We start from the raw sequence: 13,090 nt of genomic DNA on the forward strand, positions 1-13,090 counted from the left end.
CTGATTCGACCTCCGGGCGGCGTGGGTAGGGTGATCGTGACGGACGGAGGCGATCATGACGGCTGACCACCCCTCGGCGCCGCACGGTGAGCTGCCCGGCGCTTCGACTGAGCCGGCGGAATCGATCCTGCTCGACGAGCCCAGCACCACCGACCTGCGGGCGAAGGTGACCGAGGCGTGGCGGGAGTTCGCCCGCGCGCTCGCCGTACGGCTGCGGGAACTTCCCGTCGGCGCGCACCTTGACGTGACCCTCGACCCCACCGCCTCCGGCACCGGGGACGCCGTCTATTCGATAAGCGTCGACGTGGACGCGGACCGGGTGTTGTCCGCCCGCGCGGTCGGCAACGCCACCCTGCCGGCGGGCTACCGACTGGACCGGGGCGCGGTGGCGGACATGGTCGCGCTCGGTTGGTCACCGCCCGGGGTGGTCGCCGGCTCCGGCGGTTCCTTCGGGCTGAACGCCACGACGGCCGAGTCGACCCAGGTCGCCACGCTGCTCTCCCGCACGCTGCGGGACGTCTACGGGGCTCCGCACCCGGCCTTCCTCGTCTATCTGGTGCACGACGCCGAGGGCGAGCCGTTGGCCGTGGAACCCCTGGGCACCGCCCGCAGCGAGTTCGGTCCGGACGCCGACGTCGAGGCGGACCTGGAAGAGGCGTTGGCCGAGGCCGCCGCCGCGCAGGTCGAGCGGGACGACGTGCTCGATCTGGCCGATCGGGTCCGCACGGTGGTCTCCACGATGTTGAAGTCGGACACCGACCGGTTGCAGATCGACTCGGACGGCGACATCACCATCCGCGCCGGCTCGGCGATGGTCTTCGTGCGGGTGCGGGACAATCCGCCCCTGGTGGACGTCTTCTCCCCGGTGCTCACCGAGGTGGAGCCGACCGAGCGGCTCTACGTCAAGCTCTCCGAACTGACGAACCGGATGCCGATCGGCCGTCTCTACTGCGCCGACGACACGGTGTGGGCTTCCATCCCGGTGTTCGGTCGCAACTTCCAGGCGACCCATCTGATGCTGGCGGTGCAGGTGATGACCGGTCTCGCCGACGAGTTGGACGACCGTCTGCACGGCGAGTTCGGTGGCAAGCGGTTCTTCGGTGAGGGTGACAAGCCGGTCCGGCGCGACGAGTCGGAGCACCGCACCGGCATGTATCTCTGAGCCCGATCAGGCCACGTCCAGCAGGGTCTTGCCGACCGTGGCGCGGGCCTCGATGGCGGCGTGCGCGTCGGCGGCGCGTTCCAGTGGGAAACGCTGGCCGATGAGCGGTCGCAGCTGGCCGGCCGCCGCGTCCGCCAGGGCCTGTTCGGTGTACGCCCGCAGCCGGTCCGGTGGCACGTCCGGGCGGACCAGTGTGACCTGCCGCGCCGTGGCGGCGTCCGCCGACACCGGGGACCACTCCCCGCTCGCCAGCCCGAAGCTGACCATCCGGCCGCCCGGAGAGAGCAGGTCGAAGGCGGCGCGGGCCACCGAACCACCGACCCCGTCGAGCACCACGTCGACCCCGCCCACCGCAGCGCGGACCTGTTCGGCCCACTCGGGCAGCAGGTAGTCGACGGCCAGCTCGGCGCCCAGGCCGGGTAGCAGGTCCACCTTGCGTCGCCCACCGGCCACGCCGATCACCCGGGCCCGGGCCCGGACCGCGAGCTGCACCAACAGGCTGCCGACGCCGCCGGCTGCGGCCTCCACCAGCACCCGGTCACCTGGGCGGACGTCGACTGCCTCGATCAGCATGGTGGCGGTCCGCCCGTCGGCCAGGAGCGCCACCGCCTCGTCCAGGGCCAACCCGGCCGGCACGGCGATCGTCGCCGACGCGTCCACGACCGTGCGTTCGGCGTAACCGCCGGAACCCCCGGTGGCGCTGACCACCCGCTGCCCGGTCAGCGCCGGGTCGACGTCCGACCCGACCGCCGTGATCACCCCGCCGACGCCGTTGCCGGGGATCAGCGGTGGCGTGAGGCGGAACGGGCCGGGGTGACCGGCGCGCAGTTGCGTCTCGATGAAGGTGATGTTCGCGTGCGCGACGTCGATCAGCACCTGGCCGGGGCCGGGGACCGGGTCGGGCGCGGGGCCGGGCACCAGCACCTCGGGCCCGCCGAACTCACGTAACCAGATCGCCCGCATGACAGCCCCCTCGGCCCAGATGGGCTGCCCTGCCCACTCGGGCCAGTCCATCTCCTCAACCTGGGTTCAGGTCAAGAGGTGCCGGCGGACGGGCCGACGCCGGGCGATTCGACCAGCCGGGAGAGCACGATGGTGCTGCGGGTGGAGGTCACGAAGGACTCGGCACGCAGCCGCTCCAGTGCCGCCTCCAGGTGGGCGATGTCGGCGGCGCGCAGGTGCACGAGCGCGTCCGCCTCCCCGGAGACGGTGTACGCGCCGACCACCTCGGGGTGTCGCCGGGCGGCCACGCCGATCTGCGCCGGGGTGGTCCGGCCGGCGCAGAACAGCTCGACGAAGGCCTCCGTGGTCCAGCCGACGGCGGCCGGATCAACGACGGCCGTGAATCCCCTGATCACGCCGGTGGCGCGCAGTCGGTCGACGCGACGCTTGACCGCTGGGGCGGAGAGTGACACCCGGGCGCCGATGTCGGCGTAGGACGCACGGGCGTCCGCGACGAGTAACGCAATGATCCGCTGGTCTACCGCGTCTATCTGCAACGTTCCGCCTCTGGGAAGCAACACTTGTGGCTGTTTTCAAAGTTCTACGGTACCTACTCTTGGTGACCGTGAACCAGCAGCGTTTCCCGCGAAAGCGGACATATCTCATGTGCTCGCCGGAGTACTTCGCGGTCGAGTACGCGATCAACCCGTGGATGGACGTGACCACCCCGGTCGACCGCGACCTGGCCGTCAAGCAGTGGGACCGGCTGCGCGAGACGCTTGTCGGCCTCGGCCACGAGGTGCACCTGCTCACCCCCGAACGGGGCCTGCCCGACATGGTCTACGCCGCCAACGGCGGCTTCGTCGTGGACGGCAGCGTCTACGGCGCTCGGTTCAAGCACGAACAGCGGGCCGCCGAGGCCGCCGCCCACCACGCCTTCTACGAGGCGCAGGGCTGGCGGTTCATCGCACCCAGCGAGACCAACGAGGGTGAGGGTGACTTCGCGTACGTGCCGGAGGCGCACGGCGGGCTCATCCTGGCCGGGCACGGCTTCCGTACCGAGATCCCCGCGCACGCGGAGGCACAGGAGGCGCTGGGCCGTCCGGTGGTGTCGCTGCGCCTGATCGATCCCCGCTTCTACCACCTGGACGTGGCGCTCGCGGCCATCGACGACGCGAACATCGTCTACTTCCCGGGCGCGTTCTCGGCGGCCAGTCAGCGGGTCCTCACCCAACTCTTCCCGGACGCGGTGATCGCCGACGACGAGGACGCGATGGCCTTCGGGCTCAACCTGGTCAGCGACGGCGCGAACGTGGTGCTCAACAGCGAGGCCACCCGCCTGGCCGGCAAGCTCAAGGCGGCCGGGTACACCCCGGTCCCGGTCGAGCTGGCCGAGCTGAAGAAGGGCGGCGGCAGCGTGAAGTGCTGCATCGCCGAGCTGCGGCACTGACCCGCGAACGTCTCGGGGCCGGCCTCCCACTGGGAGGCCGGCCCCGAATCGTGCTCCGGGTGGGCGTTCAGCCCAGGGTGGCCAGCTCGTTGATCAGCACGTTCGACATGACCTGACCGTCGCGCTGCACCTCGCGCAGGTACCACTTCTGCTGCGGGGTACGCGGCTGGTTGAACTGCCAGATGCCGCGCGGGCTGTCGATCTGGCCGATCTTGCCCAGCGCCAGGTTGACCTGCTGCGGCGTGGGCTTTCCGCCGGTCAGCTGGATGGCCTGGTCGAGCACCTGCGCCGCGTCGTACGACGCCATCGCGTACGTGGTGGGAGTGACCTGGTACTTCTTGCGGTACGCCGAGGCGAAGACCCGGTTCGACGTGTTGTTCAGGTCGGCCGAGTAGTTCAGCGCGGTCTGAATGCCCAGCGCGTTGTCCTTCAGGTTGTCCAGCACCGTGCCCTCGGTGAGGAAGCCGGGTGCGTAGATCGGCCCGGCGAACTTCTCGCGCAGCTGCTTGATGAACTCCACGGCGGCCGCCCCGGCGAAGAAGCAGAAGACAACCGTGGGCTTCTTGGCCAGTGCCTTGGTGATGTCCGAGGCGTACGTCGTCTTGCCGGGGTTGGCGGTGGCGTTGGTGTAGGTCACCGGGTCGCTGATCCGCGGGTCGGTCGCGCCGAACTCCTGCCGGAAGCCGCGGACCACGTCCGGGCTGCCGACGTTCTCCGGCATGATGATCGCGACGCGGCCATTCGCCGGCAGTTGGTCGCGCAGGTAGCGGCCCAGCGCCCGACCGGCCTCGTCGAGCACGTACGAGGTCCGCCAGATGTAGAAGACGCTCTGCAGGCTGCTCGGTGAGGCGTTGGAGCCGATCAGCGGGACCCGGGCCTGCTCCACGGTGTCCCGGATGCCGACCATCACCGCCGAGTTGACCACGCCGGTGAGTGCCAGCACGCCCTGCTTGAGCAGGCCCTCGACGGCAGCCTTGCCCGTCTTCGCGGTGTCGCCCTCGTCGGCGGTCAACAGCTCCACCGGGTGGCCGCCCAGCCGCTGGTCGTGCAGGTCGAGGAAGAGCTGGAAGCCGTTGGTGATGTCGTCGCCGATGCTCTTGAAACCACCGGCCTGCGGAGTGATCAAACCGATCTTGATCGGGCCCCGGTCGGCGGTCGACTCGCCGTCACCGTCTGAGCCACACGCGGCGACGAACCCGGTGGTACCGAGCGCGGCCAACAGTTGGAGCGCCCGCCTGCGATTCATCTGCGACACCGAGTTCCTTCCAGGGAAGCGTTACAGGGCCGAACACCGCCCCACCGGCGTTCTACCTGGTCCGCGACGCTGCGTCAATGGCTATTGATCATCGTGCAGGGACCGCAACACGGCGAGCACCTGAGGCCAGGCAGCGGCCTCCGGGTCGATCAGCCCGAAATGCTCGCATCCGGGCAGTTCAACAAGGGAAATATCGGAACCTGTGGCACGCGCCTCCGCGACGAAATCACGGCTCATCTCCACCGGAACCTGGTGATCCTCAGAACCATGAACAACTACTGTCCGTGTTCGTATCGGTACCAACATCCGTGGATCCGCAGCCGCGTACCGGTCCGGGACCTCCGCCGGTCCGCCGCCGAGCAGCGCGGCGACAGCGCCCGAGTCCAGATCCCGCCGGTACGCCTCACCCAGATCGGCCACCGGGGCCAGCGCGAGCACCCCGCCCACCGTCGCCGGGGCGGTGGCCGCCACGTACAGCGCCAGGTGGCCGCCGGCGGAGTGCCCGACCAGGATCGGCGCGGCCGGGCTCACCCGACCGGGCAGCGCCTCGGCCGCCAGTACCGGCAGCTCGGCGACCCCGGTCAGTACGTCGGTCAGGGTGCCCGGCCAGCCGCCTCCGGGCTGCCCGGTGCGGCGGTATTCCAGCTGCGCCACCGGGTGGCCGTCAGCGGCGAGGGCCGCGGCCAGCGGGCCGGTGTGCCGCCGGTCGTACTCGGCCCGCCAGAATCCGCCGTGCAGGACGACGACCAGCGGCCGGGCCGGCCCGCTTCCCGCCGGAAGGCGCAGGTCGGCCACCTGATCGGGGTGGTTCCCGTACGCCACGGTCCGGTCGGGCTCCGGTGCGGGCCGGGTCAACACGGCGCGCGGGTCGACAGGCATGGCGCGACGGTAGCGCGCCCCGCCCGGGTGGTTCGGCCCCGGTAGTCGGTCCCGGCCGGCATGGCTCGCGCCCGCTGGGTAAAGATGGACCCCATGACCGAAGCGCGCTCCGCTGGACAGAACGACGAGCCCGGCCCCGACGACTCCGGCCACTCCGGCACCGTGGTGGTGGTTGGCCCGGACGGCCGGCCGATCGGCACGATGCAGACCGACGAGGGCCAGGGCGAGGACCCGACCCGCCTGGTCGAACAGCCGGCCAAGGTGATGCGGATCGGCAGCATGATCAAGCAGTTGCTGGAGGAGGTGAAGGCCGCACCTCTCGACGACGCCAGCCGCAACCGGATGCGGGAGATCCACGAGCGGTCGATCGTCGAGCTCAAGGAGGGCCTCGCCCCCGAGCTGCGCGACGAGCTGGAGCGCATCTCGCTGCCCTTCGCCGAGGACAAGGCCCCCAGCGAGGGCGAGCTGCGGATCGCGCACGCCCAGCTCGTCGGCTGGCTGGAAGGCTTGTTCCACGGCATCCAGGCGGCCCTGGTGGCCCAGCAGATGGCTGCCCGGGTGCAGCTGGAGCAGATGCGCGGCGGCCGGCAGGCGCTGCCCAGCGGCCCCGGTGGGGTCGTCCCCGGCATGCCGGGCATCGGCCAGCCGGGCGGCGGCGAGGGTCACAACACCGGTCAGTACCTCTGACCTCAGTCCACCCCGAAGATCTTCTCCAGGTACGCCGCCACGCCGTCCTCGGTGTTCGCCGTCGTCACGTCGTCGGCGACCGCCAGGACGGCGCGGTGCGCGTTGGCCACCGCCACACCACGCCCGGCCCAGGTCAGCATCGGCACGTCGTTGGGCATGTCGCCGAAGGCCAGCACGTCCGCCGCGGCTACCCCGAGCTGGTCGCAGTACCAGGCCAGCCCCGCGGCCTTGGTCACCCCGGCCGCCGAGATCTCCACCAGCCCGGAGGACGACGAGTGCGTGGCCTCGGCCAACCCCGCCACCGCCGTGGCGATCAGCTCGGCGAAGGCGTCCGGGTCCTGCTCGCCGGCTCGGGCGAGGAGCTTCACCGCCGGCACCGAGAGCAACTCCTCCGGCGTCTCGATCGGCCGGATGCCGTTGGCGTCGGCGTCCCAGCGCAGCGGGTAGTGCGCCTCGTGCCGCATCTCCCGGCTGTCCAGGATCTCCACGGCGAAGCTGATCCCGGGCACCTCGGCCCGTAGCCTCCGGGCGACCTCGGCCAGGTGGTGCGGGGCGAGCGGGTCGGCCCGCACCACCTCGTCGGAGAACGGGTCGTAGACCACGGCGCCGTTGGCGCAGACCGCCGGCAGCGGCCGGGCGAGCTGGTCGTACACCATCTTGAGCCAGCGGACCGGACGGCCGGTGACCAGGACGACCGGCGTGCCTCGCGCGGAGATCCGCGCGAGCAGGTCGGCGGTGCGTGGGCTGACGGTGTGGTCGTCGCGGATCAGCGTGCCGTCGATGTCGGTGGCGATGAGGCGGGGTGTGTCTCCCATTACCGGGACAGTAGCCGGTCCAGATACACCGCCACCCCGTCGTCGTCGTTGCGCAAGGTCACCTCGTCGGCGGCGGCGCGCAGCTCGGGATGCGCGTTGGCCACGGCCACCCGCGACCAACCGGCCCACTCGAACATCGGCAGGTCGTTGGGCATGTCACCGAAGACCAGCACATCGGCCGGGTCCACCCCGAGGGTCTGCGCCACCACTGTCAACCCGGTCGCCTTGTCAACGCCGGGCGGGCAGATCTCGATGAAGCCGAGCCCAGCCTGGGTGAGCGTGGCGACCTGCGGCGGGACGATCCGGCGGGCCACCGCCAGCAGTTCGTCCACGTGGTGGTCGGCGGTCCGGGCGAAGGCCTTGATCACGTCGCAGGCGAGGCACTCGTCGCGGGTGCGCGCCTCGAAGCGGTCCTGGTAGGGCCAGCTCTCGTGGTAGTCGCCCCACAGCGGGGCGTCGTGCTCGTCGGACGCCTCGACCATCACGGTCAGCGGGCCGACCTCCGCCTCCAGGTCGGCGAGGAGCCGGGCCAGCACCTCGGCGGGCAGCCGCTCGTCGCGGAGCACCACCGGGCCGCTCGGGTCGCTCTGGTCGACCACCCGTCCGCCGCCGGCCATCACCAGGAAGTCGGCGGCGCGGATGTCGTTGCGGGTCAACTCGGTCAACCGAGGGCCGCGTCCGGTCGCGCCGACCACCGGAATTCCGGCGGCACGCACCCGGTCGAGCACCCCATGGGTGTACGCGGAGACGGTGTCATCGCTGCGGACCAGCGTCCCGTCGAGGTCGGTCGCGATCAACTTGGGCAGTCCCGGGCGGGTCATCGTTCCTCCTTCGCCCGCCGCCGTCGCACCTGCCGTGGCCAGGGAAACCGAGGCCCGGCGTGACGGCGGGCAGCAACCGTACCTCGCGGAACGGGTCGCATCCATGGCTTCCAGGCGAATCGGACGCCAACCCCGGCCCTCGACAAGATGTCCCCGGGCCCTCCCGCCCCTTGCCCGGTCGATCATGGAGTTGCGGTGCCCGGTTCATCCGCTTACGCGACTCCTGTTCACCACCACGACTTCATGATCGAGGCGGCCGGGTGGGGTGGGGTCGGGCCGGGTGAGGTGGGGTGGGGTCAGGAGTGGGCGTCGGGGCGGGCGAAGGGGGCGGCCGGGGTGACTGTCAGGTCGGCCGGGGCGGGGAGGCCGTCCTCGATCGGGTCAGGGCCTCGGCGGCGGCGCCAGGGGCGCGGTGCTGGCGCGTCGCCGGGCCGGTCCTCGTCTGGTGCCCCCGCGAACACGCCGGAAGGCGCGGCGGGGGTCAGCCGTAGGGCGGCCGCGAACAGCACACAGGCGACGAACGCCATCACCAGCCCACGGCCGTACTCGACCTGGAAGCCGTCCTGGGGCGAGTAGAAGAAGCTTCGCTGACCGGGGTTGTCGAGGCTGGCCGTGGCGGCCACGAGCAGCGCCAGCAGAGCACCGGCCAGGGTGAGACCGGCCAGCCGGGCGTTCGGCCGCACGGCCACCGTGCCGCGCAACGTCAGCGCCACGGCGCAGACGAGGGCGAGAAGCCCGACCAGGTAGCCGACCCCGAAGCCACCGACCTCGGACACCCCGGCGGGCACCTTGATCGTCGCGTTCCCCTCGGGCCCGCCGTTCGGCAGGCTCATCACCAGCCACTCACCGACCAGCGAGGCGATCGCTGCCACCGCGCCCAGACCGGCGAGCAGTAGGGGCAGCCGAGGATCCTGCGCGAGATCGGCCAGGGACAAGGCGAAGCGGCGTCGCGGCGTCGACTCGTCGGCAACACCCCACTCGATCACCGCCGGGGCCTCGGATCGGTCGCCCTGCCGCGGGATCGGAAGCTCCTCGGACATCGGCCACCCTTCCGCCGGTCACGGACCTGGGTCGCATCATGGCACAGCAAGCTGGTGGTGACAGGGATCGCAGGGCTGGCGAGCGCGCCGGTCTGTCGCTCGGCGGTCGCCTTTCCGCTAGCGTTTGCCCCATGCCTATCCGTACCGCTTCAGCACAATGGCAGGGCAATCTCACCGAGGGCGCGGGCACCATCCGCACCGGTAAGGGCGGCCTGTCCGGCAACTACTCCTTCAAGTCGCGCTTCGAGGAGGGTGAGGGCACCAACCCCGAGGAGCTGATCGCCGCCGCGCACGCCGGCTGCTTCTCGATGGCGTTCTCCAAGGCGCTTGCCGACGCGGGCTCGACGGCCACCTCGGTCGAGACCACCGCCAAGGTGCACCTGGACAAGACCGACGCCGGCATGACGGTGACCCGGATCGACCTGGAGACGGTCGGCCAGGTCCCGGGGATCGACGACGCGGAGTTCCAGAAGCTCGCCGAGGCCGCCAAGGCCAACTGCCCGATCTCCCGCCTGCTCTCGCCGGGTGCCGAGATCACCCTCAACGCCCGCCTGGCTGCCTGAGCCAGCCGGCCCACACCGTACGTCCACGGAAGAAGCCTCCGCCCGGTCCCGGGTGGTCGCTTCTTCCGTGCATGTGCGGATGACGGCCACGGTCCTCCAGCAGGACCGGGCCGCGTGCCCCCGCGTCGGGCACAATGGGCGAGGTGCCGGTGGAGATGAGCCGTGAGCGCTTCGAGGAGTTGGTCGGCGAGGCCCTCGACGAGGTGCCCGAAGAACTGCTCGGCCTGATGAACAACGTGGTGATCCTGGTCGAGGACGACCCACCACCGGGAGAGGTCGACCTGCTCGGCCTCTACGAGGGGTATGCGCTCACCGAGCGCGGTTGGGACTATGCCGGCGTGCTGCCCGACCGGATATTCATCTACCGTCGTCCGATCCTGCGGATCTGCGACAACGACGAGGACGTCATCGACGAGGTGGCGGTCACCGTGGTGCACGAGATCGCCCACCACTTCGGCATCGACGACGCGCGCCTGCACGCGCTGGGCTGGGGCTGAGCCCGGCGCTCGACCCGCGCGCCGCGCCGTCCGTTCGATGGCCGGTGCTTGCCGAGGTCGCCTACCGTCGGTGCAGCGAACGCGAACCTATTCAGGAGGCCCTTTCATGCGCAGCGAGCTGTTCTCCGCGGAGAATCTGGAGAAGGAGTCCGCGCAGCCCGGCATGCGGTTGCAGAACTCCAAGATGTTGAAGATCGAGCTCAACGGCGAGGCGATGGCCCGGGTCGGCTCGATGGTCGCCTACCAGGGGAACGTGCAGTTCCAGGCGTTGGGTTCAGGCGGGCTCGGCAAGTTCCTCAAGCAGAAGCTCACCGGCGAGGGCGTCCCGCTGATGAAGGTCACCGGGCAGGGTGACGTCTTCCTCGCCGAGCTGGCCAAGGACGTGCACATCATCGACCTGGAGCCGGGCGACGCCCTCTCCATCAACGGCAGCAGCGTGCTCGCCTTCGACTCCACCCTCCAGTACGACATCAGGATGGTCGGCGGCGCCGGGATGGCGTCCTCGTCCGGCCTCTTCAACTGTGTGTTCAGCGGCTACGGGCGGATCGCCATCACCACCAAGGGCACCCCGGTCGTGCTGAACGTGGACGCCCCCACGTACGTCGACCCCCAGGCCGCGGTCTGCTGGTCGGCCAACCTCCAGACCGGCTACCACCGGGCCGAGCAGCTCGGCCTCGGCACGCTGCTCGGGCGCCGCACCGGTGAGTCGTTCACCATGAGCTTCGCCGGTCAGGGCTTCGTGGTGGTGCAGCCGTCCGAGGAGCCGCCGGTCCTGGGCAGTGGCCAGCAGCAGCAGGAGGGCGGTCTTCTCGGCGGTCTGCTGAGCTGACCGGAAGCAACGCCGGGCGCACCTGATCTGTCGAGCTGACCGCGGCGCGGGCGCCCCCCTTCACCTGGGGGCGCTCCGCGCCGGTCAGGTCAACTCACCGGTACGTAGGCGGGTCAGCCAGGCCGCCGCGTCGGCGTAGTCGACGTCGGAGAGGCCCGCTGGCGCGGGCACCGGGCGTTCGCCCGCCTCGGCCCACCGGTGTCGGGGATAGGAGCCCAGGAAGCGGACGTCGGCACAGACCCTGCGGAGCCCCTGCAACGCCTCACCCAGGCGTACGTCGGCCACGTGGCCGGTGCAGTCCAGGAAGAAGACGTAGCGGCCCAACGCCTCGCCGGTCGGCCGGGATTCGATCCGGGTCAGGTTGACCCCACGGACGGCCAACTCCATCAGCACGGACAGCAGCGCGCCGACCCGGTCGTGGGCGATGTAGACCGCGAGCGAGGTGAGGTCGTCACCGGTCGGCGGCGGTGGCGGCCCGGGGCGGGACACCAGCGCGAACCGGGTCACCGCGTCGGGGTGGTCGGCGATCTTGTCGGCGAGTGTGGTGAGTCGGTGCCGGGAGGCTCCGATCGGTGCGCAGATCGCCGCGTCGTACTCGCCCCTGCCGGCACCGGCGGCGGCCGCGCCGTTGGAGAGCACGTCGACCACCACGGCGTCGGGCAGGTGGTCGCGCAACCAGCCCCGGCACTGGGTGGACGCCTGTGGATGGGCCGCCACGGTGCGGATCGAGGGCAGCGGGGTGTCGGGCCGCGCGGCGAGCACGAACTCCACCGACAGGATCACCTCCCGGGTGATCACCAGCGGCTCGCCCTCGGCCATCTCGTCCAGCGTGACGCCCACCGCGCCGCCGATCGAGTTCTCCAGTGGCACCAGCGCGGCGTCGGCGTCGCCGGCGCGGACGCTGTCCAGTGCCTCTCCGACGCTGCGGGCGGGCGCACGGGTGCCGTGCTCGGCGGCGGGTATGGAGCGCAGGGCCTGCTCGGCGAAGGTGCCCTCCGGCCCGAGGAAGACGAAACGTGTCGGCGGTGTTCCCGGCATGCCGATCAGCCTACGCACCCGGTCCGTTGGCCGGGCCGGCGTCGCAGGCGAGGGCGCGAATCCCGGCCGGGCTGGTGGCGCGTACCTCGATGGTGCAGACGTCCGTGCCGGCGGTGACCAGAACCGGGGAACCGGGTTCGCCCCGGGTGACCACCTGGAGTTCCTCGTGCCCGGTCACCGTCAGCACGGTGAACTGCCAGTCGCCGGCGCAGAGCGGCCCGGTGCGGACCTGGACCCGGACGTTCGTCGGCAGCACTCCGGCCCTGCCGCGCAACAGTTGCAGCACCCGCTGGCCGGTCGGTCCGTTGCGGCAGGCCGTCGCGACCAGCCCGGCGTCCGGGGTGGGCGTGACCGTACCGACAGACGGCGCGGTGGTCGGCGGGGTGGCCGGTGCGGTGCTCGGGCTGGACGGTGTCGGAGCGGCGGTGTGGGTGGGCACGCTGGTCGGCTCCCCCAGCCCGGGTGGGGCGCCACAGCCGGCCAGCGCCGCGACGGCGAGCGCCATCGGCAGGACTCGGGCGAGGCTCCGCGCCGGAACGCGATCGGCTGCCGGGCCAGGAGTCGCCGGTGGGGGGTGGATCGTCGACCGCGGTGAGGGGGACGCGGGCGGGGGTGGGGTGAACGGCACGGGCCGATCCTCGGGACATCGGAGAATTCGTCGCGGCCGGGGTGGCCGAGCCCATCGTAGGGTGAGCGGCCGGTCGGGTGAAGGTCAGCCGGTGACGCGGTGCCCGGCGCGCTGGAGCGCGGCCGTGCCCTCGGTCAGCCGGACGGTCGGCACCAGCAGATAGTCGGTGTCGAACGTCGAGAACGTGACGGCACTGACCCGTGCCTCGGCGAGCGGGTCGACCAGCGCGGCCAGGCTGCCGGTGCCGGCCGGCGCCACCGGGGCGGTGACCCGTAGGCAGCGCCAGGTCGTCTCCACCACGGCCTGTGCCGGCGCCCGGTCGGTCGGGCAGATCACGGAGATCCCGTCGGAGGTCCAGCTCACCGTCACCACGTCCGCGTCGCGCAGCCCACTCGAGAGCGCGTACGGCAGGGTGGTGCCGGCGGCTAGCCGGCACACAGCGTATTCCCCCGGCAGTAGAGCGATATCGAGCATGAGGGCACCC

16 protein-coding genes are annotated in these 13,090 nt (G+C 71.4%); 6 read left to right on the plus strand and 10 right to left on the minus strand.

The window, feature by feature from the left end:
* Positions 1 to 55 precede the first annotated feature (55 nt).
* The gene (locus ABTW72_RS06815) at positions 56 to 1,162 is read left to right on the plus strand and encodes a T3SS (YopN, CesT) and YbjN peptide-binding chaperone 1 (RefSeq protein ID WP_350855167.1); all 1,107 of its coding nucleotides are present in this window, start codon (positions 56 to 58) and stop codon (positions 1,160 to 1,162) included.
* 6 nt (positions 1,163 to 1,168) lie between these two features.
* On the opposite strand, the gene ABTW72_RS06820 is transcribed toward ABTW72_RS06815, so the two are convergent.
* Positions 1,169 to 2,176, minus strand: a complete 1,008-nt coding sequence (locus ABTW72_RS06820; protein WP_350855169.1) for a zinc-binding dehydrogenase — start codon at positions 2,174 to 2,176, stop codon at positions 1,169 to 1,171.
* 20 nt (positions 2,177 to 2,196) lie between these two features.
* On the minus strand, positions 2,197 to 2,661 hold the full coding sequence (locus tag ABTW72_RS06825; protein ID WP_030331732.1) for an Lrp/AsnC family transcriptional regulator: 465 nt from the start codon (positions 2,659 to 2,661) through the stop codon (positions 2,197 to 2,199).
* A 59-nt stretch (positions 2,662 to 2,720) separates the two neighbouring features.
* On the opposite strand from ABTW72_RS06825, the gene ddaH reads away from it, so the two are divergent.
* Positions 2,721 to 3,554: a dimethylargininase gene (gene ddaH / locus ABTW72_RS06830; RefSeq protein ID WP_350855171.1), complete on the plus strand. Its 834-nt coding sequence runs from the start codon at positions 2,721 to 2,723 to the stop codon at positions 3,552 to 3,554.
* 67 nt (positions 3,555 to 3,621) lie between these two features.
* On the opposite strand, the gene ABTW72_RS06835 is transcribed toward ddaH, so the two are convergent.
* Together ABTW72_RS06835 and ABTW72_RS06840 are read right to left on the minus strand one after the other, a co-directional pair.
* A complete protein-coding gene (locus ABTW72_RS06835) occupies positions 3,622 to 4,809 on the minus strand; it encodes an ABC transporter substrate-binding protein (protein WP_350855173.1) in 1,188 nt (395 codons plus the stop codon).
* Between the two features lie 81 nt (positions 4,810 to 4,890).
* Positions 4,891 to 5,688, minus strand: coding sequence for an alpha/beta hydrolase family protein (locus tag ABTW72_RS06840; protein WP_350855175.1), 798 nt, complete (start codon positions 5,686 to 5,688; stop codon positions 4,891 to 4,893).
* Positions 5,689 to 5,772: 84 nt separating this feature from the next.
* On the opposite strand from ABTW72_RS06840, the gene ABTW72_RS06845 reads away from it, so the two are divergent.
* The gene (locus ABTW72_RS06845) at positions 5,773 to 6,375 is read left to right on the plus strand and encodes a bacterial proteasome activator family protein (protein ID WP_091396749.1); all 603 of its coding nucleotides are present in this window, start codon (positions 5,773 to 5,775) and stop codon (positions 6,373 to 6,375) included.
* 2 nt (positions 6,376 to 6,377) lie between these two features.
* On the opposite strand, the gene ABTW72_RS06850 is transcribed toward ABTW72_RS06845, so the two are convergent.
* From ABTW72_RS06850 to ABTW72_RS06860, 3 genes are all read right to left on the minus strand, one after another.
* Positions 6,378 to 7,190, minus strand: a complete 813-nt coding sequence (locus ABTW72_RS06850; protein WP_091396753.1) for an HAD family hydrolase — start codon at positions 7,188 to 7,190, stop codon at positions 6,378 to 6,380.
* Entirely contained in the window at positions 7,190 to 8,011 is an 822-nt protein-coding gene (locus tag ABTW72_RS06855; protein WP_112675333.1) for an HAD family hydrolase, read from the minus strand. Before ABTW72_RS06855 ends, ABTW72_RS06850 begins: the two co-directional genes overlap by 1 nt.
* Before the next feature lie 296 nt (positions 8,012 to 8,307).
* The gene (locus ABTW72_RS06860) at positions 8,308 to 9,051 is read right to left on the minus strand and encodes a hypothetical protein (protein ID WP_350855177.1); all 744 of its coding nucleotides are present in this window, start codon (positions 9,049 to 9,051) and stop codon (positions 8,308 to 8,310) included.
* Between the two features lie 131 nt (positions 9,052 to 9,182).
* On the opposite strand from ABTW72_RS06860, the gene ABTW72_RS06865 reads away from it, so the two are divergent.
* The 3 genes from ABTW72_RS06865 to ABTW72_RS06875 all read left to right on the plus strand — a co-directional run bounded on the left by ABTW72_RS06865 (position 9,183) and on the right by ABTW72_RS06875 (position 10,940).
* Positions 9,183 to 9,614 (plus strand): OsmC family protein, encoded by a 432-nt coding sequence (locus ABTW72_RS06865; RefSeq protein WP_091396762.1) that lies wholly within the window; start codon positions 9,183 to 9,185, stop codon positions 9,612 to 9,614.
* A gap of 149 nt (positions 9,615 to 9,763) precedes the next feature.
* A complete protein-coding gene (locus ABTW72_RS06870) occupies positions 9,764 to 10,111 on the plus strand; it encodes a metallopeptidase family protein (protein ID WP_181518411.1) in 348 nt (115 codons plus the stop codon).
* 106 nt (positions 10,112 to 10,217) lie between these two features.
* The gene (locus tag ABTW72_RS06875) at positions 10,218 to 10,940 is read left to right on the plus strand and encodes an AIM24 family protein (RefSeq protein ID WP_112583872.1); all 723 of its coding nucleotides are present in this window, start codon (positions 10,218 to 10,220) and stop codon (positions 10,938 to 10,940) included.
* Between the two features lie 84 nt (positions 10,941 to 11,024).
* On the opposite strand, the gene pheA is transcribed toward ABTW72_RS06875, so the two are convergent.
* The 3 genes from pheA to ABTW72_RS06890 all read right to left on the minus strand — a co-directional run bounded on the left by pheA (position 11,025) and on the right by ABTW72_RS06890 (position 13,080).
* The gene (pheA, locus tag ABTW72_RS06880) at positions 11,025 to 11,978 is read right to left on the minus strand and encodes a prephenate dehydratase (protein WP_350855179.1); all 954 of its coding nucleotides are present in this window, start codon (positions 11,976 to 11,978) and stop codon (positions 11,025 to 11,027) included.
* 10 nt (positions 11,979 to 11,988) lie between these two features.
* Positions 11,989 to 12,483 (minus strand): hypothetical protein, encoded by a 495-nt coding sequence (locus ABTW72_RS06885; protein WP_350855181.1) that lies wholly within the window; start codon positions 12,481 to 12,483, stop codon positions 11,989 to 11,991.
* A 207-nt stretch (positions 12,484 to 12,690) separates the two neighbouring features.
* Positions 12,691 to 13,080, minus strand: a complete 390-nt coding sequence (locus ABTW72_RS06890; protein ID WP_350855183.1) for an ACT domain-containing protein — start codon at positions 13,078 to 13,080, stop codon at positions 12,691 to 12,693.
* Positions 13,081 to 13,090: the final 10 nt, after the last annotated feature.

It is taken from the genome of Micromonospora sp. NPDC127501, assembly GCF_040302185.1.
Taxonomy (GTDB): domain Bacteria; phylum Actinomycetota; class Actinomycetes; order Mycobacteriales; family Micromonosporaceae; genus Micromonospora.